The 19300-nt window shown below is 54.0% G+C and carries 22 protein-coding genes and 1 pseudogene; 19 read left to right on the forward strand and 4 right to left on the reverse strand.

What is annotated here, in order from left to right; translation table 11 throughout:
• The first annotated feature begins 1 nt into the window (after position 1).
• The 12 genes from Q0932_RS18825 (at position 2) to Q0932_RS18880 (ending at position 8499) form a co-directional block, all read left to right on the forward strand.
• Positions 2 to 184: a hypothetical protein gene (locus tag Q0932_RS18825; protein WP_299356509.1), complete on the forward strand. Its 183-nt coding sequence runs from the start codon at positions 2 to 4 to the stop codon at positions 182 to 184.
• A complete protein-coding gene (locus Q0932_RS18830) occupies positions 181 to 927 on the forward strand; it encodes an NTP transferase domain-containing protein (protein ID WP_299356511.1) in 747 nt (248 codons plus the stop codon). The genes Q0932_RS18825 and Q0932_RS18830 overlap by 4 nt, the downstream gene beginning before the upstream one ends.
• A 2-nt stretch (positions 928 to 929) precedes the next feature.
• On the forward strand, positions 930 to 2321 hold the full coding sequence (locus Q0932_RS18835; RefSeq protein WP_299356513.1) for an FAD-dependent oxidoreductase: 1392 nt from the start codon (positions 930 to 932) through the stop codon (positions 2319 to 2321).
• A 36-nt stretch (positions 2322 to 2357) separates the two neighbouring features.
• Complete coding sequence (locus Q0932_RS18840; RefSeq protein WP_299356515.1) at positions 2358 to 2717, forward strand: cupin domain-containing protein; 360 nt, start codon at positions 2358 to 2360, stop codon at positions 2715 to 2717.
• A 76-nt stretch (positions 2718 to 2793) separates the two neighbouring features.
• Positions 2794 to 3501, forward strand: a complete 708-nt coding sequence (locus tag Q0932_RS18845) for an IS6 family transposase (protein WP_299356517.1) — start codon at positions 2794 to 2796, stop codon at positions 3499 to 3501.
• A 929-nt stretch (positions 3502 to 4430) separates the two neighbouring features.
• Positions 4431 to 4865, forward strand: a complete 435-nt coding sequence (locus Q0932_RS18850) for a hypothetical protein (protein WP_299356519.1) — start codon at positions 4431 to 4433, stop codon at positions 4863 to 4865.
• On the forward strand, positions 4862 to 5491 hold the full coding sequence (locus tag Q0932_RS18855; protein ID WP_299356521.1) for a MotA/TolQ/ExbB proton channel family protein: 630 nt from the start codon (positions 4862 to 4864) through the stop codon (positions 5489 to 5491). Before Q0932_RS18850 ends, Q0932_RS18855 begins: the two co-directional genes overlap by 4 nt.
• Positions 5484 to 5849 carry a biopolymer transporter ExbD gene (locus tag Q0932_RS18860; RefSeq protein ID WP_299356523.1) on the forward strand — a complete coding sequence of 122 codons (366 nt, stop codon included), beginning with the start codon at positions 5484 to 5486 and terminating at the stop codon, positions 5847 to 5849. The genes Q0932_RS18855 and Q0932_RS18860 overlap by 8 nt, the downstream gene beginning before the upstream one ends.
• 4 nt (positions 5850 to 5853) lie before the next feature.
• The gene (locus tag Q0932_RS18865; RefSeq protein WP_299356525.1) at positions 5854 to 6231 is read left to right on the forward strand and encodes a biopolymer transporter ExbD; all 378 of its coding nucleotides are present in this window, start codon (positions 5854 to 5856) and stop codon (positions 6229 to 6231) included.
• Positions 6228 to 7385 carry a TonB family protein gene (locus Q0932_RS18870; RefSeq protein ID WP_299356527.1) on the forward strand — a complete coding sequence of 386 codons (1158 nt, stop codon included), beginning with the start codon at positions 6228 to 6230 and terminating at the stop codon, positions 7383 to 7385. Before Q0932_RS18865 ends, Q0932_RS18870 begins: the two co-directional genes overlap by 4 nt.
• Positions 7386 to 7690: 305 nt before the next feature.
• The gene (locus Q0932_RS18875) at positions 7691 to 8077 is read left to right on the forward strand and encodes a hypothetical protein (protein ID WP_299356529.1); all 387 of its coding nucleotides are present in this window, start codon (positions 7691 to 7693) and stop codon (positions 8075 to 8077) included.
• Between the two features lie 14 nt (positions 8078 to 8091).
• Entirely contained in the window at positions 8092 to 8499 is a 408-nt protein-coding gene (locus tag Q0932_RS18880; protein ID WP_299356531.1) for a hypothetical protein, read from the forward strand.
• 414 nt (positions 8500 to 8913) lie between these two features.
• On the opposite strand, the gene Q0932_RS18885 is transcribed toward Q0932_RS18880, so the two are convergent.
• The gene (locus Q0932_RS18885; protein WP_299356534.1) at positions 8914 to 9180 is read right to left on the reverse strand and encodes an amidohydrolase family protein; all 267 of its coding nucleotides are present in this window, start codon (positions 9178 to 9180) and stop codon (positions 8914 to 8916) included.
• Between Q0932_RS18885 and Q0932_RS18890 the strand changes: the two are divergent.
• Positions 9154 to 9861: pseudogene (locus Q0932_RS18890) on the forward strand (IS6 family transposase). The gene Q0932_RS18885 and the pseudogene Q0932_RS18890 overlap by 27 nt on opposite strands.
• A gap of 66 nt (positions 9862 to 9927) precedes the next feature.
• Here Q0932_RS18890 and Q0932_RS18895 read toward each other — a convergent pair.
• From Q0932_RS18895 to Q0932_RS18905, 3 genes are all read right to left on the reverse strand, one after another.
• Positions 9928 to 10209 carry a hypothetical protein gene (locus Q0932_RS18895; RefSeq protein ID WP_299356537.1) on the reverse strand — a complete coding sequence of 94 codons (282 nt, stop codon included), beginning with the start codon at positions 10207 to 10209 and terminating at the stop codon, positions 9928 to 9930.
• 199 nt (positions 10210 to 10408) lie between these two features.
• Positions 10409 to 11242: a transporter gene (locus Q0932_RS18900; protein ID WP_299356540.1), complete on the reverse strand. Its 834-nt coding sequence runs from the start codon at positions 11240 to 11242 to the stop codon at positions 10409 to 10411.
• Between the two features lie 151 nt (positions 11243 to 11393).
• Positions 11394 to 11945 carry a TetR/AcrR family transcriptional regulator gene (locus Q0932_RS18905; RefSeq protein ID WP_299356542.1) on the reverse strand — a complete coding sequence of 184 codons (552 nt, stop codon included), beginning with the start codon at positions 11943 to 11945 and terminating at the stop codon, positions 11394 to 11396.
• A gap of 144 nt (positions 11946 to 12089) precedes the next feature.
• Between Q0932_RS18905 and gntH the strand changes: the two genes are divergently transcribed.
• The 6 genes from gntH to Q0932_RS18935 all read left to right on the forward strand — a co-directional run bounded on the left by gntH (position 12090) and on the right by Q0932_RS18935 (position 19236).
• Complete coding sequence (gene gntH, locus Q0932_RS18910) at positions 12090 to 13304, forward strand: guanitoxin biosynthesis MBL fold metallo-hydrolase GntH (RefSeq protein ID WP_299356544.1); 1215 nt, start codon at positions 12090 to 12092, stop codon at positions 13302 to 13304.
• 201 nt (positions 13305 to 13505) lie between these two features.
• A complete protein-coding gene (locus tag Q0932_RS18915) occupies positions 13506 to 15284 on the forward strand; it encodes a hypothetical protein (protein WP_299356546.1) in 1779 nt (592 codons plus the stop codon).
• Positions 15281 to 15946, forward strand: a complete 666-nt coding sequence (locus Q0932_RS18920) for an ATP-binding cassette domain-containing protein (protein WP_299356548.1) — start codon at positions 15281 to 15283, stop codon at positions 15944 to 15946. Before Q0932_RS18915 ends, Q0932_RS18920 begins: the two co-directional genes overlap by 4 nt.
• The gene (locus Q0932_RS18925) at positions 15943 to 17127 is read left to right on the forward strand and encodes a hypothetical protein (RefSeq protein WP_299356568.1); all 1185 of its coding nucleotides are present in this window, start codon (positions 15943 to 15945) and stop codon (positions 17125 to 17127) included. The genes Q0932_RS18920 and Q0932_RS18925 overlap by 4 nt, the downstream gene beginning before the upstream one ends.
• A 2-nt stretch (positions 17128 to 17129) precedes the next feature.
• The gene (locus tag Q0932_RS18930; protein ID WP_299356570.1) at positions 17130 to 18020 is read left to right on the forward strand and encodes a metal ABC transporter substrate-binding protein; all 891 of its coding nucleotides are present in this window, start codon (positions 17130 to 17132) and stop codon (positions 18018 to 18020) included.
• Between the two features lie 103 nt (positions 18021 to 18123).
• Entirely contained in the window at positions 18124 to 19236 is a 1113-nt protein-coding gene (locus tag Q0932_RS18935; protein ID WP_299356572.1) for a porin, read from the forward strand.
• The last annotated feature ends 64 nt before the right edge of the window (positions 19237 to 19300 follow it).

Consider the following 19300-nt stretch of genomic DNA (forward strand, 5'->3'; position numbering starts at 1 on the left):
CATGAAAACAGAATCTTATACTGATGGCACATTCTGTGCCCCGGCACAGGGCGGCGCGTTCGCAGCCATTGATCCTGCTACCGAGCGCACGATCGTACTGAAACCATCCGAAATGTGTTCGATGATCCGTTTCGACCACCAAAATGACTGGGGCTGGTATCTGAACAAGGAAATTGGGCTATGACTGTGGGAAACAAGGTTGCTGCTGTTGTCCTGGCCGCGGGCAAGGGCACACGGATGGGATCCGAAAAGCACAAGGTTCTTCACGAACTGCAGGGCAAACCGCTTCTGGGGCATGTGCTGGACACACTCGCCTTGCTCGAGGTCACCGAGACTGTTGTGGTCGTCGGAGCCGGGCGCGAACAAATCACCACGGCGTTTCCTGATCTCACAACGACAATTCAGGAACAGCAACTGGGCACCGGCCACGCCGTACTCATGGCGGCCGATATGCTCGACGGCTTTGAGGGAGTGGTTCTGGTGCTCTACGGTGATGTTCCGCTGGTCTCGCATCAGACGATGCAAGCCTTGACCCGCAAAGTGGACGCGGACACCGCGCTGGCTGTACTGGGGTTCACCCCAGATGATCCGCGTGCCTATGGGCGGCTGGTCACTGATGCGGCCGGCACGCTCGAGCGGATTGTGGAATTTGCCGATGCGGACGAGACCGAGCAGGCCATCGGGTTCTGCAACTCGGGCATCATGGCGATACGTGCAGATGCGATGTTCAACCTTTTGCCACGGATCACTAACGACAACGCGAAGGGCGAATATTATCTGACGGATATCGTCGCGCTGGCCCGCGACGCCGGGCTGCGGGTCGCCACCGCTCAGGCTGATGAGTGGGAGGTGACTGGCGTTAATTCGCAGTTCGAACTTGCGGCTTTGGAGAAACTCCTCAAGGCCCGAGAGTATCAGGAAGCCTGACCATGCCCGAGCTATCACACCGATTTGAACAGACCCGGTTTTCGCCTTTCTGGGCTGAAACCGTTGCCGATAAACCTGTTTTGCCAGTCCTGTCGGAAAGCATCGACTGTGATCTGGCGATCATCGGAGCGGGGTTCACAGGGCTATGGTCGGCATTAAAGGCACGGGAACGCCATCCTGATGCCCGCATTGTTGTGCTCGAGGCGCGTCACCTTGCCGATGCCGCCAGCGGGCGCAATGGCGGGTTCTGTGCCCCGTCAATTTCGCATGGCGTGGGCAATGCACTCAACCGCTGGCCCGATGAGGCGGAGAAACTGGTGCGTCTGGGTCGTGAAAACCTCGACGCAATGGAAGCAGACATTGCGACCTATGGTATTGATGCCGAGTTCGAGCGCACCGGCAAGCTAAACGTCGCCCGTACAGCATGGGAAGCCGATGGTCTTGGCGTGATGCAGTCAGGGTATGCGAATTTCGGGATTGAGACTGCCATCCTGACACCGAGCGAACTGGCATCGCATCTCGAAAGCCCGCGTTATCCGACAGGGTTGTTTGAGGCCAATTATGCCTATGTGAATCCGGCTAAGTTGGTTCATGGTCTGGCGCAGGCCTGCCTGTCACGGGGCGTGGCCATCTTTCAAGACAGCAGGGTCACCGGTTTGCAGGACATGGGTGAGATCCTTTCCCTTGCCACCGACGGCGGCGAAGTCCTGGCGAGACAGGTGGTCATGGCCACCAATGCCGACGTGCCGCTGCTAAGTCATCTGCGCCGCGCGATTATTCCGGTCTATGACTATACCATCATGTCAGAGCCACTTACCGATACGCAACTACAAGAAATCGGCTGGCAGGGGCGCCACGGCATCGCGGATTCCGGCAACCAGTTTCACTATTCCCGCAAAACTGCCGACAACCGTATACTCTGGGGGGGCTATGACGCCATATATCACTATGGTTCGCGCCGCGATCCGGACTTGCTGCACCGAAATGAAACCTATGCCGGGCTTGAAGCAACTTTCCTCGACACGTTTCCGAGTCTGAAGGATGTGCGTTTCAGCCACGCGTGGGGAGGTATCATCGATACTTCTGCACGGCTGACCTTTTTCACTGGTACCGCCTATGGCGGACGGTTGACTTATGCGATGGGGTTCACGGGGCAAGGGGTGACGGCCTCGCGATTTGCAGCCCTTTCCATGCTGGACCACTTGAAGGACCTTCGCACTGAACGCACCGAATTGAGAATGACACAAAGCCAACCAGTTGCGTTCCCGCCGGAACCATTGCGCAGCTTGGGAATTCGTTGGGCCCAGGCCGATTTGGCGCGCGAAGATCGCACGGGCCATCGGTCTCTGATGCTGTGCGCGATGGACAAGATCGGGATCGGCTTCGGGTCCTGACCTCTTTTTTCACCATTCAACAGACAGGAGGTCCCAATGACAGCGTATCCCAAACATGTCATCGCCTTTGACGATGCTGCCACGACCCCGACCGAGACGCAGATTGACGACCCCGCTGCAGTCGACACGCCCTATACCAGCAAAAGCTGGCGGCATTTCACCAATCCTACCAAAGGCGCTATCGCCGGAGTTTGGGAGGCCGAGTCACATCTGGAACGCTGCCAATGCGATTATGATGAGCTGTGCCACATTCTGGAAGGTCGCGTTCGGTTAACCGATGCCGATGGCGTCTGCCAGGAATTCGGCCCCGGCGACAGCTTTGTCATCGCCGCTGGGTTTTCCGGAACCTGGGAAAACCTGACACCGGTGCGGAAGGTCTTTTTTGTCCTGTCCTGAACCGGCGTTGCCATGGGCAGGCGATGTCAGAAGAAACTCGGTTGTGAAGGGCAGGGCGGCGATTTAGCTTCTGTTCATGACAAAACGCTCTCCTTTTCGCTACTTCAAAACCAGCCCAGAAATCATCCGTCTTGCAGTGATGATGTATGTCAGGTTTCCTCTTTCCCTCAGGAATGTAGAGGACCTTCTGCACGAACGAGGCATCGAAGTGAGTCACGAAACTATCCGTTTTTGGTGGAACAGATTTGGCCCACTGTTCGCGTCAGAGATCCGCAGAAAACGGATTTGCCGGATGCGATGTTACTCGAACTGGCCTTGGCACCTCGAAGAGGTTTTTGTGAAGATCAACGGCGAACGACACTACCTTTGGCGTGCGGTGGATCACGAAGGTGAGGTGCTAGAAAGCTTCGTCACTAAGCGCCGGGATCGCACTGCGGCCCTTAAATTTATGAAGAAAACGATGAAGCGATATGGACAACCGGAAGTCATCGTGACCGACAAATTGCGTTCATATGGTGCTGCGATGAAGGTTATTGGCAACGCCTGGAAGCAAGAATCCGGGCGCTGGAAAAACAATCGCGCAGAGAACTCTCACCTCCCTTTTCGAAGGCGAGAGCGAGCCATGCACCGCCTTCGCTGTATGCGAAGTTTGCAGAAATTTGTTTCCTTTCATGCTTCCGTTTCCAACCATTTCAAAAAGGAGCGTAGCCTGTCCCAAAGAGATCATTTCAAGATGAACCGCACCGCTGCTCTTGCCGAGTGGCGCGGTCTTTGCGCGACTTAAAGGGCACCGATGCTGGCCTAGTAGAGACGAGTTCGAATTCGTCTGACAGCACAGTCGCTTGGGTAGTTGCTCTTGGACTTCGCTTGGCCCCTGAAGGCTTTGGAGCGCTGTTGGAAGCCCCTGTAATTGCGGCCGTCGCGGTGTCAATGGCCTACTTGCGGGTCTTCTCCTCGACAAAAGACTGGAGAACGCCCGCGCGACATCTCAATGGTTGATGTTTGCATTGGTCGTGTTTGCGTTTCTTCTCCGCGCGTTCGGCCCGTTTGGGACAATGCTGATGTAAGAGATATCGGGACTATGGTCGACACTGGGCTGCCAAGGCCAAACAGGCGCCCGAAGTTCTCTTTCATGAGATCCAGCAAAATGGCCGGTGTGTCCGCATGGCAGACCTTGGTGCAGAGCGCGGCGAATGTCTGGTTTGAGCCCAAATACGACTTTAGAAACCGGCGCGACATCCTTCGCAATGGGCGGACAGAGGTTGTTCGCTGCGTCTGACGCAAATGTCTATATGCGTTGATCTGGGTCCCAAGTTTCCTCCACCTCGCGGAGAGTCCTTGGGTTTCGGTTCTTTGTTGCAGTTAAGCTCGGACCAGAATACCGACCGTATCACCTGCTACTTTTGACTCACAATCGACAGATTTTTTAAGTGTCAGCTGCATATCTACCATCGACGACTTAGCGAGGGGCGCGCTGATTGTAGGCTTGTCGTCATTTTGGGGCTGATCAAATGTTTGTGGCGCTATCACATTCCAAACCAGAGACGGTGAGAATATTACATGCAAGAATTCTGGTCATTTTGCTAGATCACAATCCCGTCGGTGATCCTTTCGTCTAATAGTCAACTGCGGTATCACGAGACATGCCCCATTATGTTGGATCCCATTGCATTCCGACTTAGATGATTGGCGTTGGATACTTAGGAGATAGACATGAGTTTTTGTCGCCGAGCTCTGTTTGCAGTGCTCTTGAGCACAGCGCCGGCATTATTGGGCGCGCAATCGGCAGAGGAAGCTGACGCATCTCTGTTTCTCGAATTGAACAATGCTCAGAATGACGGGGATGCGTGCCGCCTGACGTTCCTGGTGAGAAATGAAACGGGGATCTCGATCGACCAAGCGGTCTTTGAAACTGTCATCTTCGATACTGCGGGAGGTGTCGTGAACCTTTCCCTGTTTGATTTTCGTGATCTTCCCGCGCAAAGGCCGCGGGTACGGCAGTTCCAGTTACCAAAAGTGACGTGTGAAGCCGTTGGAAGGATGCTGATCAATGGCGCAAATACATGCGTTGTGAACGGATCCGAAAACACCATATGTGATGAGGGCCTCTCACTTAGCAGCAGACTTTCGGTGGAGTTACTCGGATGAGCATATTGGATACGCTGCGCGGAATCCTCGATCTTGGCGGCCCGGTGATTTCGGTCTTGCTTGTCATGTCAGTGCTGGCATTGGGAGTTATTCTTTACAAAATCTGGCAGTTCTCGGCCTCGGGGGTCGGACGCCACCGCGCGCTTTCCGAAGCTCTGGCGGCTTGGGATTCAGGGGATCATGCAATGGCCATGGCGTCTCTGTCCAAAAGTAGCAGCTATCTCGCCCCTCTCTTGGACTTGGCCATGAAGGCGCCGAACGTACCGGGACTTGATGGGCGGCTCGATGCGGAAGCGGGTGTGGCGCTCGCGGGGCTTGAGCGAGGTTTTCGCTTTCTCGACACCGTGGCGCAACTCGCGCCCTTACTGGGGCTCTTCGGGACTGTCCTTGGCATGATTGAAGCCTTCCAAAGCTTGCAGGCCGCCGGATCTTCCGTGGATCCGTCTTTGCTGGCCGGTGGGATTTGGGTGGCGCTGCTGACCACAGCAGCCGGGCTCGCCGTCGCAATGCCAACCTCGATGTTTCTTGCCTGGTTTGAAAGCAGAACTGCACAAGAAAGAGTCTTTGCGGACAAAGCGCTTCAAACGGTTCTGGTGCCAAACCAAGCAGCGCTCAACAATGCGTAACAAGGCTCCATTCGTTCGTCGGGTCGTTTCCTTAACGCCGCTGATCGATGTTATCTTTTTGTTATTGCTGTTCTTTATGTTGACGTCGACCTTTTCGACTTTCGGTGAGATAGAACTTCACCAAACGGCTCGAGGGACAAGTGCATCGAGTGAGCCTACGGAAAGAGCCTTTGTTCAAATTGGTGCTGAGCGGCTGGTTCTCAATGGTACCGAGGTTTCTCTGGACGAACTGGTCGATCAGGTCGAAACCGGGCAGGTTTTGGTCAGCCTCGATGTTGAGACGTCGGCGCAGCGGATGGTTGACCTTTTGGTTCGCCTGCGGGGGCGTGACGGCCTGACTGTCACTTTTCTGGAGTGAGCGCATGATCCGTCCTGCCCTGCCGCGCAAAGCCCGAGACTCGACGATTGCAATGATCAACGTCGTCTTTCTAATGCTGATTTTCTTCCTGATCGCAGGCACCATTGCACCACCGATCAACCCTGATCTCGAACTCGTGGACACATCTGGCCTCGAGGGTCGCGAGCCACCAGATGCCCTTGTTCTTCTCAAAGACGGCACGCTCACTTTTCGCGGTGAAACAACAGATCCAGAGACGTATATTGCCACACATGGCACAGAGCCCGTGCGCATTGTCCCAGACCGTCATGTCGCCGGCACCCGCCTGATCGAGGTCACAGGCAAACTGCGCCGCCTCGGGGCCCCATCCGTCGTTTTGGTCACTGAGCGGGCATTAGAATGATCCGGACGTCTACGGCTATTGCAACCGTCGCAATTGCATTGTCGCTGTTGCTGCATTTTCTGGGTCTTACATTCGGTGTGGACGTTGAACCAGAGCGTTCAGGAGAAACCACGACTCAGAACGTAGTGAATGTAGGTGAGGCGTTTGAAGATGTCGCCGAAGCCGTTGTCGAACCTGTTTTGCCGGAACCCGCCCCCACCCCCGAACCTCCAGCCGAGACGCCGCCTGAGCCTGACTATGCCGACGTTCCGACGAGCCAAGCCCTTGTTGCATCAGAAGACCCACAGAACGTGTTTGCGCCCGACACCGGCCTGATCGAGGATGTGCCGAAGGATCTCATCGAACCTCTGGATCCCACTGGCGGAGGCTCCGCGCCGGAAGCTGTCGAGGCAACGGGAACAAAAGATGAGAGCACACCTCAAGCCCCCACAACGACACAAGTCGAGCCTGTCTCTGTTGAGGTTGCTGCCACACCGCTCGTCGCAGAAACGCTGACACCTGACGAGTCCCCCGTGGTCGAGCCATCGCCTCCTGCTGAGCCGGTTGTTGATCAGGCCGTTCCGCTTGAGCAAGTTGCAATTGCCCCAGATGGGGTGGCGACCATCGTTGAGCCCATTCAAGAAGATCCAGAAATCGAAAGCCCTTCCGAAGCCTCCGACCTTGCCGTTCTGTCATCGCTCCGCCCTAGACTTCGACCTCAGGCAACCTCGGATCGTGACCTCGGTCCGCTTGAATTTTTAGCAGACCCGCAGAACCTGCAGCCTGCTCCATCCGAAATCATTGAATCACCAATCACGCTCTATGCCCGCGATGGAGTTAATCTCTTTGCCGGGCAAAATGGAGGACAGAATAACGGTTCTGGCGGCGCTGTTATTTCGCGCGGGCCTGGAAATTCAGACGAAACCAACTATGTCGGCCGTGTTCTGGTCCACCTCAATCGTACTCCTGTCGCTCCTTTGAGTGCGAAAGGAACCGCGCGGGTCTTTTTCGAGATCAACCCTGATGGCTCAGTCGCCAGGGTCGATATCCTTGACAGTACCGGATCGGATGAGATTGAACGTGCGGCGAGGGATCAGGTACTAAGGGCAGCCCCTTTTCCACTGCCGCCACAAGGTAGAGTGCGCAGGCTAGGCTTTATGTACCGCAGTAACTAGTCTCGAAAGCTCTGCATTGGCCAAGGAGCATGGTTTCCGCTTCCCTGCGTTAGATCTGTACTGGGAGGGTGCCTGAGGAGCCTGAATGGCAGAAAAGACCGGCTTTTTCCCAATTCAGGCTCGGCTCAGCGAATGTCGGCCAATTCTAAACCTGCCATTCTCGCACCACGCAGAAAACGACAGGTGAGGCCCATTCCGTCGAATGCTGTGGCGGATGCGAACGGGGTGTTTGCATAATGTTGCGATCATCCAAGGGATCTGCTCCAATATCCCGTTTGGGGTCGTGGCTTTGCCGGAGTGGGAAAATGGAACAGCGCGAGTTCTTTGGAAACGACGGTCAGCAGGCGCTGCTCAAACGTAATTGCGCCCTGTCTGAATTGCTTCAGCACGACAAACGCTACAGCTACTATGGCCGAACTGTCGGTATCACCACCGCTCAGGATGGTGATCTGGATGTGCTTGCGACGCTCGCAAGACTCCAGGGCAATTCGAATTGCGGAACTGTTCCAGAGAACGAACGCAAGGAGTATGACGAGGGCCTGCGGGCAAGGGGTTGGTTCCTCTCGTATATCGAAAGTGGGAAGGCGCAGAGGACGCGCCCGCAGCCGCTCGGCGTGTGGTCACGGACATTCCGCTCGGAGATGACGTCTCCTTGCATTGTGTGTCCTCGGAAACGACCGTCAGCCTTTTGAGTTCAGCAGCGGACATGGCACTGGGATGTGGCGTACTGCCGACCTGCGGCGCTGCCTTGAGAGGAATGTTCCAACCTGTGGTGACCCTCATTGCCGTTGATCGGTTAGGCAAAGTCGTATCAATGGCTGCTGCGTCGACTTACATCCGTGTCGATCATGCGTCATTATCCGATCAGGCGTGGTGGGGAATGCTCGCCACCGACCCTTCAAGACGCGGGCAGAGTATGGCTTTGATACTTGGTGCCCGAGCAATTCTGGAGATGGAAGAGCGCTTTGGCAATCGGTCTTTCATGACCGGCGTGGAGGCCGGAAGCAGCCCGTCCGAAGATGTATGTTCGAAAATGGGGTTGGAGCCGCAAGGCATGACTCTCGTGGTATGCGCCGATCCCGAGGCCCTGATCAGCGGTCGCATGACAAAGTAGCTGGGGTATCCGTTAGTTGCTACATCGGTCTTTGCCGGTGCTGAATCTCGCGTCAGAAATGTACAGGTTGCACCCGTTCGTTGTGCGGCGCCGAATGAAGGGAAACTTCGCTTAGCCAACCATCGGGGCGGTAAGAGCATTCGCCGGCGCGGCGAATGGCAGTAATGAGCCCCAATAATGACTGATGCTGCAACATGCACAAACAGCCGCGAAGCACCGATTGTAGTTATTGGCGTTGGTAGGCAGCGACCCAAAGAAAACGTAGTCGTGAAGTATCCCGCTGTGGCACAGCTTTACCAGACCAACCATTCACTGTGAGCATGGATTTTGGCCTGAGCTCGACGTCCGGATAGCACAGGTCGGGATGCTCTATTGGGTCGTGGAGCGACAACTCCCAGTTGGTTGGATAGCAACTTAAACAGGAGCGATACCATATAGAGCTTTCTCGGCAGTGATGTCCGACAATGCCCTCACAGGGAATGCTGCGTCTTGAGTTTCGAAATAGCACGTCGACTCCTCGTGTTGCGTATGGGGCCAGTCGCTACCCCATACGACGCGAATGTCGTCCAGCATTTCCAGCAGGGCATTTGCATGAGGGGCGGTGTCAGAGGAAACTCGATTGTGAAGTGTAGGGCGGTTTCGTAGTTTTGCCCGATGATAAAACACTCTCCTTTTCGCCATTTCAAAACGAGCCCTGAGATTATCCGCCTTGCGGTGATGCTTTATGTCCGATTTCCGCTCTCGTTACGAAACGTTGAAGACCTGCTGCATAAACGCGGCATCGACGTGAGCCACGAAACTATCAGGTTTTGATGGAACAGATTTGGGCCACTGTTCGCGGCAAAGATCCGTAGAAAACGGGCCAGTCGGATGCGATGTTACTCGAACTGGCGTTGGCATCTCGACGAGGTTTTCGTGAAGATAAACGGTGAACGACACAACCTTTGGCGGGCCGTGGATCACGAAGGCGAGGTGTTGGAAAGCTGTGTCACGAAGCATCGGGATCGCACTGCGGCCCTAAAATCCTTGAAGAAAGCGATGAAACGATACGGCCAACCAGAAGTCGTCACCACTGAAAAATTACGCTCTTATGGCGCGGCGATGAAAGTCATTGGGAATTCCGATAGACAGGAAACGGGGCGCTGGAGAAACAATCGAGCCGAGAACTCTCACCTCCCTTTTCGACGACGAGAACGTACCATGCACCGCTTTCGTCGTATGCGAAGTTTGCAGAAATTTGTTTCTGTCCATGCTTCCGTTTTCAACCATTTCAATCAGGACCGCAGCCTTTCCCAAAGAGATCATTTCAAGATGAACCGCACCGCTGCTCTTGCTGAGTGGCGAGGGCTTTGTGGGGAATAAAGGACAGCCTCACTGGCCTAGTAGAGACGAAATCGAATTCGTCTGACACGACCGGAGAAAAAGCCGCTACCTGCCCAATTGCATCGTGCTTTCCGGTTCCCAATGCATAAGTCCGTCTTCGCCTTTTTTGCAACGCAATAGTCTTTCCTCTACGTCTCGCACGGTGTCTGTGACTGTATTGTTTCCGGTCAAGAGAACGTAAGCGTCGGCCGAATAGGCCAGCCCAGCATAATAGCAAAACCGCTGCTCAGCATTATCGGGAATTGGAGAGGCAATCAGTGCACCGGATTGGGCCTCAACAATTGTTGCGCTGATAATAAACGCGGCTGACAGAAAGGTGTGTTTCATTGGATTTCCTCTATTCAATAAAGATGGGCTTTGAAACCAGGCTTGGGCAACAGAAAAAAGGGATACCCCGGCATTGTAACAGCAAGTCTTCCGGTTGCTACTGCTCGGGCTGACTTTCGGAAAGACAAAGGAGGAAATTACCCATCTGATCCCAAAGGTTTTCTTCCTTGTCGCAACATTCTCCTCTGATTTTCTCGCATCATTTCTTGGGGAAAACGAAAGTTGCTGCAAATCTGAAACCCCAACCCTCCGGACCATTGGCCGCGCTATCGAAATAGTATCGCACGCCACCCTGTAGGGAAACTTTTTGCTTTCCGAAGGAAACAAGCTTGGAAACCATGAAATTCACAGGCAATGTCCATTGTTTCGTATTCCAATCATAGGTCGCTTCCGAGTTCACCGTGTAGGTCCAGTGGTTCGGAGTTCCGTAAGCAACAAACGGTTGGATGTAGGTTGAATTGAGGTTGTCACTTTCAAATGACCAAAGGTGGTTTCCTAATGCCCCGATGGTCCATGGCCCGGGCTGGACAAGATAAACCCCGGTTATCCCGCCACCCCATTCACCCAATCCAAAATCTGGATCGCTCGATGTTGGCAGGCTAAGAATGGGACCAACGCCCCAAGTGGATCCATTCGCAGTGTGCGCCGGGCTGAACCAAAAGCTCATCGATGTATCCCCTAGTCCCGAGTCGGAGCCAGGAGAACCAGCGACGTCTGATTGCCATTTGTAAGGGATGATTGTTCGCGTGATCAGATTCAACTCAGGTGTCAGTGAAAACGGTATCACCGGTTGAATGTTGAGAGTTAGCCTTTCACCGTCGGGAGTCCCGAAACCGGTGTCGTAGTTAAACTGCATTGGTACTGAGATCAGCGAGGCGAGTGGGTTGGATAGTTGCTTTGCCAGTTCCGCATCATCGGCCAATGCGTTCTGACATGTGAAGAAGAAGGGTAAAGAAAGTATCAGATTTCTAATTAGTGTCTTCATCCCCAACTCCATTTGCCCGACACCGAAAAAAATGGTCTCGAAACGCATTTTCCACTATCCATAGACTTATCTATGGAGGAACGTTTGTCAACGTCTCAGCAGACAGCCGTGTTTCAAAAATTTTCTAGTTAACAGCCGCTGAATGCACTGTGGGCCATGTAAAAGACATGTCAAATTGGGTGATTGCCTAGGGCTAGCCTCAGTTTGTTAGAATTGTCCACTCATCCCGGACAATATCTTCCCAACCTTCCTGTTTGGCTATTCCTGCGAGGGATTCCCCCATTAGTATAGTCACCATCATCCGGCCTCTGCTTGCGGCCTCTTTTTCAGAGAATCCGGCCTCCTCGAACATCCATTTTGCAAAGCTGAATCTGGATGCGATGACACGTGAAAAGGCGGACTCCACGTCGGGAGAGCGCCTGGACCAGACCTTGATCGCGGCATCCGTTCTTGCGGCGTCTTCGTGGATAACCTGAAGCATGAGGTTTAGAATTCTCTGTTTGGGCTCGCCATTAAAGGCCTGCGCATCGGTAATAATGTTGGCCGTCAACACTTTTTCCCAATAGTCGAGAACGCCTTGCAGCAAGTCCTGAATATCCTTGAAGTGCCAATAGAAGCTGCCGCTTGTCAGGTTGAGTTCGCGAGCGATTGAAACGACCTTGATTTTGTCCACCCCATCGCGGTTCAACACTTCGGTTGCGGCTAGCAGCCATTCTTTTCGGCTAGCTCTTTGCTTTTTTGGCTTTCCCATAGATGCCTCTATTGACTACGAAGAACAGTTTAGTACCATAGACATAACTATGGAGCGTCTCGACGAAACAACAAATCACATCGTCGCGAGTCGAAACGCTTAAAGGTTAAGCTTTCATTTGAGAATGAAAAAAAGGGGAAAAAGATGCAAAAACACGCACCAAAACTGGTAGAAAGTGTTGCCGCGATTGCGCTTGGGATAGCGTTTTCCGTGAGCGGATTTACAGCGTCCTTTGCTGAGGACCTGATGCCGACAGGTCGCTCAGCCGTGGAAATCAAAGATGGGGTCTATCCCGCCAGCTATTTTCCCAACACCGAGATATTGGGTGCCGAAGAAATGCGCATTACCGCGCTTGGGACAGGCATGCCCAATCAGACCAAGGCCGCCGTTTCGATCTCTTTTTACGTAGAACTGGGCAATGGCGACAAATTCCTTTTTGACGTTGGTACTGGATCGTCCGGAAACCTGTTTTCACTACGGCCCGATTTTTCCAAGATCGACAAGATGTTCTTTAGCCACCTGCACGTTGACCATGTCGGCGACTTTATGGGCATGCATGTAGGTGGATGGTTGTCTGGGCGCTACACGCCCCTGCGCATTTTTGGTCCATCGGGCGCGACGCCTGAACTGGGTACAAAGGCGTATGTAGAAAACATGAAGAAGGCCTATGCTTGGGATCTGCAGACTCGCAGTGGTGCATTGCCGGATGACGGCGCAAAGCTGGAAGTCACCGAGTTTGACTACATGCAGGAAAATGAAATCGTTTATCAGGAAAACGATGTCACGATCCGATCTTGGCCCGCTATTCACAGCCTTGATGGCTCTGTCAGCTATTCGCTTGAGTGGAAGGGCCTCAAATACGTGTTTGGTGGCGATACCTATCCGAACAACTGGTATGTAAAATATGCTGCTGGCGCAGATATAGCATCTCACGAAGCTTTCCTGCCACCAAAGGCGCTGTCCAACTACTTTGGTTGGGATATGGCGCAAGCCACATATGTGTCCACCCGGATCCACACCGAACCAAAGGCCTTTGGCAAAGTGATGTCGGCAGTGCAGCCTAGAATGGCCATGGGCTATCACTCGGTACTGTCTCCTGAGAACTATCAGGCCATTCTGGAAGGTGTGCGTGAAACCTATGATGGCCCCTTGGTTCTGGCACGCGATCTGGTGGTTGTTAATGTCACCAAAGACAGCATAGTCGTCCGCGACGCGAGTGTTGACGACTATGTTCTGCCACCCGATGTCGGCAAGGCCTACATCGATGCGGCACGCTCAGAAGACAAATCTCCTTCGGACAAAGTCAACGCCGGCAAGTGGAAGGGCTACACGCCGCCAGAAATGCCCGCCAAGAACTAAAAATGCGCTGACGGGCCGGCATGTCGCTGGCCCAAGCCGCCTAAATCTGTCGCGGGAGTAGATTTCGGTCATGACCGATGCGAACTGCAACAGAGCAACAGGCTTGATAGCTCCGGGCTTGATAAGCGCTGCAACTAGGCTTTTTGTCCACGGTCAGTTTCAGATATGACACTGGTCTGAACAATAGATGAGTTGGTTTTGATGGAGTTTTGGCGCCACGTCCTGTTGCCTTTGATTGGCTCGTTCCTGTTGGTCACCTATGCCTTTGCGGACTTGTCACCAATGACAGGGGCCGAAGTTGCGCCGAACATTGCGGAAATCAATGTGTCGGACTCCGGTGTTCAGGTTCTCCTTGAGATCTACGTGGACGACTTACCAGTTTTCGAAGACCTCTTGCCTGATGATTGGGTTCCCGGAGGCAGTCAAAACCGGGCAAGCCATGGTGAACGCATGCAGCGGTTTTCACGTCAAGGGCTAAGCATTCGGCCCGAGAACGGAGGCATTCTTCCTCTTGATGTGGTGCTGATCGAGCCCAGAGAGCGGATCAATCGCAACTCGCCACTTGCTGGCAAAACCGACGCCATCACAGGGTTCAGGTACCCGACGCCACCTGACGATCCGCGGGTGATCTATGCAGAGCTGTTTTACAGTTTTGAAGGGACAAGCCCCGAGCGGCTGATCATTGCCCCTCCGCAGGATGAAGACGGCAATGTGCGAGCCTCCATCGGTATGATCGTGTTTGACCGCAAGGTCGCTGTGACGGACTTTCGCCATCTGTCTACGCCTGCATACCTGACCCTTGACTGGCAAGACCCTTGGTACAGCCGTTTTGAAAACCCCAAGCTTCGTCGTCACCACCGCGATCCGGTCATGACATTCCTCTATGCCGAACCTTACGAAATCCGACATGAGGCCTTGTTGAGGGTGGGAGACGCAGCAAGGCTCGCGAACATCGATCTGGACGGGCCAGTTGTTAGTGATGCGGAACGGCAAAGCCTAAAACAAGCGCTGCCAAATGTGTTGCGCGACCTGTCTCCTATGACCGTAAATGGTGAGGCCGTGGTCCCTGACTTTGATCGAATGTCTTTTCTCAAGGCGAGCGCATCGGGGCTCACTTATCTGGAGCCGGGTGAAGACATTCTGACAGATGTTGCCATTGTGGGGCTTATTTATTCAGTTCCGACAGACAGTTTCGCCAAAGAAGCGACCGTAAAATGGTCTGTTTTTGATGAGGCGTATCCCACCGTTCCTGGAAATGCGATTGATACGGGCGGTCCGTTTTTTGCAAGCCTGACTCCGGAAAATCCGGTTCTGACGTGGACAAACTATTTCAAGAAATCGCCATATCCGGCGATTGAAGAAATAGTCGTGAGGCAAAAGGCGTCAGCTGTTCGATGGACGATCCTGCTTGTGATCGCTGCAATCGCTTTAGTATCTATCGCCTGTCTCCTTTTGGTCTTTCGTAGTACTTCGGGACGCCGCGCGGCTTTCGCTGTTCTGGCTATTGGGCTGGCCTGTGCCGCAGCCATTCCCCTGGCGCAACGTCAGGCGAGTATTGCGACCCTTCAACTGACCCAAGAGGCGATGACGAAGCTGTCCGATGACCTGCTGACGAATGTCTACCGGGCCTTTGACTTTCGGACTGAAGATCAGGTCTACGACCGCTTGGCCCTGACACTCGCCGGGGACGTCCTGGAAAAAGTGTATCTCGAACAGCGACGTGCCTTGCGGGTCAAAAAGGCTGGTGGCGCGCAGGCAAGAGTCGACCGATTGGAAGTCACAAGTGTTACTCAATTGCCGGAAGACGTTTCGGGAACGCTGCGCCTTGCTGTTGCGTGGCGTATCTCAGGGACTGTTGGGCATTGGGGGCACAATCATCGCCGCGCGAATGCCTACACAGCCGAAGTCACGCTACAGCCCGCGAATGGTGTCTGGAAAATTCAGGAGTTTGATGTGCTTTCCCAGGACCGACAATTATGAAGGTAGAGGTTCAAAATCTTCAGTTTTCCTATGGGGCAGGGGACTTTCGGATTTCCATTCCTGAGCTGACTGTTCCGACGGGTCAGTCGCTGGGGATTGTGGGGCCGTCAGGCTGCGGCAAGACGACCTTCCTGAATATTGTCTCCACGGTCACAAGGCTTAGACAAGGGCGCCTGACATTGGGCGACGTCAATCCGGCGGAGATGACAGATGCAAAGTGTCGAGAGTTTCGCGCCAAGAACATCGGGTACGTGTATCAGGATTTTGGATTGATCGATTATCTGAGTGGTCGCGAGAACCTGCTCTATCCGTTTTTTGTCACGGGTCGACGGGGCGATGCGGCGCTGAACAGTCGAATTGACCAGCTCACGGCCGAGTTTGGCATCACTCATGTACTGGGCCGTAAACCACAGAACATTTCGCAAGGAGAACGGCAGCGTCTTGCGATCTGTCGGGCAATACTGGGAATGCCGTCCCTCATCCTCGCGGATGAGCCAACAGGCAATCTGGACCCCGCTAACAAGTCCAGCATTCTGGATCACTTGTGCCGGCAATGCCAAACGACCGGGGCCACATTGATCGTCGTAACACATGATCGAAATCTGACGGATCGCTTTGATCAGGTCATCGATTTTTCAGACTTTGCGCAGGTGACCCGATGACCGGTCTTGCCCTTCTTGCGATCAGGAACCTGCAACACAACAAGGTCCGCAGCGCGGTGCTGATCTTTGTTTTGACAATTGTGACGTCCATTCCCGTTTTGGCAAATCTGGTGATTTCACAGGCTGAAAGAGACCTCATGGCGAGGGCGCAATCCACGCCTTTGGTTTACGGCGCCCAAGGTTCACCCATCGACCTCGTGCTCGGCAGTGCGTATTTCAGCGACCAGAGCACGACGACGGTGAAAATGGCCGACTATCTCGACCTGATTGACCTGTCGTACTTCGCGCTCGCCCCGATGCGACGCGCCGGAACCATCCGCGGGCTGCCCTTTGTGGGTGTGGATTACGAATATTTCATCGAGCGCGGCTTGCGTCCCTCAGAAGGTTTTCTTCCGCTTCGGGTGGGAGATGTCGTTCTGGGGCACGCCGTTGCGCAGAAAACAGGCCTGACTGTTGGAGGGGAACTGAGAACAGATGCAACGCAGGCGTTTGATCTGGCGGGCAGCTACCCTGTGACTTTACGTGTTTCCGGTATTCTGCCACGGACGAATAGCCCGGATGACGGTGTCGTATTTGCAGACCTGCGAACAGCCTGGATCGCAGAAGGGATCGGTCACGGCCATCAGGAGTTGACCACTTCCAGCGATCCCAATTTGCTGCTGAAACCTCAAAACGACGCGCTTGCCGCCAATTCAAGCCTTCCGACCTACACAGATCTAACCCAGGCAGATGGCGACGCATTCCACTATCATGGCGCGGATTCAGACCTGCCTTTGTCTGCTGTTCTGGTTTTTCCAAGGTCGCCCAAGGCCGAAGCGCTGCTCAAAGGGCGCGTCGCCGAACAGCAGGAAACCCGCCAGCTTGTCGATGTCGAGAACGTCATCCAGGATTTGCTGACGCGCGTATTCCAGATGAAATCCATCCTGCAGAACGTCGTTGCGACAATGGCCATCGCTACTATTGCAGCGCTGTTTCTTGTGGTGGTTCTATCTGTGCGAATGAGGCGTCGTGAATTTGAAATCGCCAATCAAATTGGTGCGCCCAAAAAGATCGCCGTCTATCTCGTCGCGATGGAGCTGGTGATATTGCTGTCTGTCGCGCTTGCCCTGACCCTCGCGATTTCCGGGGCGGTGTATATCTTTGACATCGACGCCCTGAGCCGAATTCTGGTGGAGGGATGAAAATGAGACCAGCTCTGTTTCTTTTCACGATTTTGGTTGGTCTTAGCGCGGCGCCATCTATCGCCGAGGACAGACGAACCGTTTTAACGGTAACACCTGCCCTAACCGTACTAGCGCAAGAGATTGCCACGGCGGATATGACCATTTCCTACCCTGGACCGGCAGATGAGAACGCCGCCGACTGGACGCCCGGTGCCGATGAATTGCGCCAATATCAGCAGGCGGATCTCATTTTGCTCGTTGGCGCCGGATACAGCCCATGGACCGCGACCGCTGCCCTTCCTCGCGCTCGGATGATTGATGCCTCGCAAGGTTTTGCGGACTTCTACATTGCGCGAGAAACCGATGTCGTGGCCCATCAACATGGCCCCGGAGGAGACGCAAACCACCATTCAGAATATGCCAATACGTTTTGGCTGAACCCAAAACTGGCGCAACAGCAGGCCCGGGAGATTTCCAGCGCGTTTAGTGCTCTTTGGCCAGAGAACGCGGAAGAGTTTCAGCAGAACCTGAGCGCCACGATTGAAACGCTCGAGGCACTGGACACCGCGTTGACCGCAGAATTTGCGACTCTTGATAACGTGCAGCTGTTCGCCTCGCACCCGGTCTATCAATACATGGATCAGGCATATGGGTTGCGCCTGCATTCTTTTCACTGGGAACCGGATCAGCATCCGGAAAGTGCCCAGTGGAAAGAGTTTGATGCCCTGCTGGATCCAAATCGCCGCACTGTGATGATATGGGAAGCGGAACCCACGCAAGAGACCCTAAAGGAACTTCAAATCCGGGACGTATCCATAATTGTCGTGTCACCCTCTTTTGCCTCGTTTTCATCAGACGCCTCTCTTCGCGAAAAACTGGGTTTTCCCAAGGGGATTGGACTGAGGCAATGAGGTTTCTGTTCATGGAGCATGCCTCAAAATGAGGTGGTGGAGCATCATATCCCTGATGTTCACCATAGTCGGCCTCGGTGCGTCCCAAGGATCTGCGGAACCTGTGGTCGCGAATATCGATAAGCTGATACCACTGACGGACCCTACCGATGACTGGCGGGTTCGAACGACACTAACTGGCCAAAAGATAACGATGTACGGCCAAGTCAGCCAGGCGTTCCTGGGCTATGACGACGGTCTGGTCAGGAATACTTTTGTGCCGGTCGACAATTCAAACGCCAGCACGCGCGTAGGATTCCTATGGCAGCTGTATCCGGTTTTCGGGCTGAATGCGGTTGCGCGGTTTGAGGGTGGCATAACCCCGCGTGCTTCGAACGCTATGAGCCAGTTGGATTCTTCCGGCAGTGGGTTCTCGTTTGATGGAACGCACGTGAGAAAACTCGAACTCATTCTGGATAGTGCGCGTTTTGGAACGCTGTCGTTTGGTCAGGGCAGTACCGCAACAGACAGCATCGCCGAGATCGATCTGTCGCAAACCAAAGTCACGGCCTATTCTGCGGTATCACAAACAGCAGGAGGGCAGTATCTGCGATTGGCAAACGGCAGCCTTTCGACCCTGGTGATTGGGAATGTTTTTGATAACTTCGACGGCGACAATGTCACGGGCTACAATTCTGATGGCAGCCGCAAGCTGCGGATCAGGTATGACAGCCCCAGCTTCAAAGGTTTTAAGTTCTCCGCTGCCGCCGGCAAAGATACGGTGACGAACAACCCAGCAACCCATTTGGATATGGCTCTTCGGTATGAAGGGAAGTTTGACAAGTTTCAGTTCAGTGGCGGGATTGGCTATTCGGATCATGAGGCTCGCAAAGTTACATCCGGTTCCTTGTCCGCATTGCATTACGATACAGGCGTCAACATCACGGTCGCCCTTGGATCTGAAAACGCATCGGGCGACTACACTTATGTTAAGCTTGGGTTGATCCGCGAGATTGTTGCCGCTGGAGATACCGCATTTTCGTTTGACTACTACGACGGAAAAGGCCTGGGCGTGGCGGGCTCCAGTTCGCGCTCATATGGGTTGGCAGTGTCACAGCAAATCAAAAAGAAGAACATCGAGATTTTCGGGCTCATCAGGCGCTACGAGTATGCTGACCCCACAAACCTCTACAAGCCTTCGGTGGCTGTATTGGCTGGAGTAAGGTGGAAGTTTTGATTCGAAGGGAAGGGCGCTGTCAGCAGAAACTGCGGTTGAAGAGAGAAAGTCTCTGTCCTAGCGT

It is taken from the genome of uncultured Shimia sp., assembly GCF_947498095.1.
In the GTDB taxonomy this organism is placed as follows: domain Bacteria; phylum Pseudomonadota; class Alphaproteobacteria; order Rhodobacterales; family Rhodobacteraceae; genus Shimia.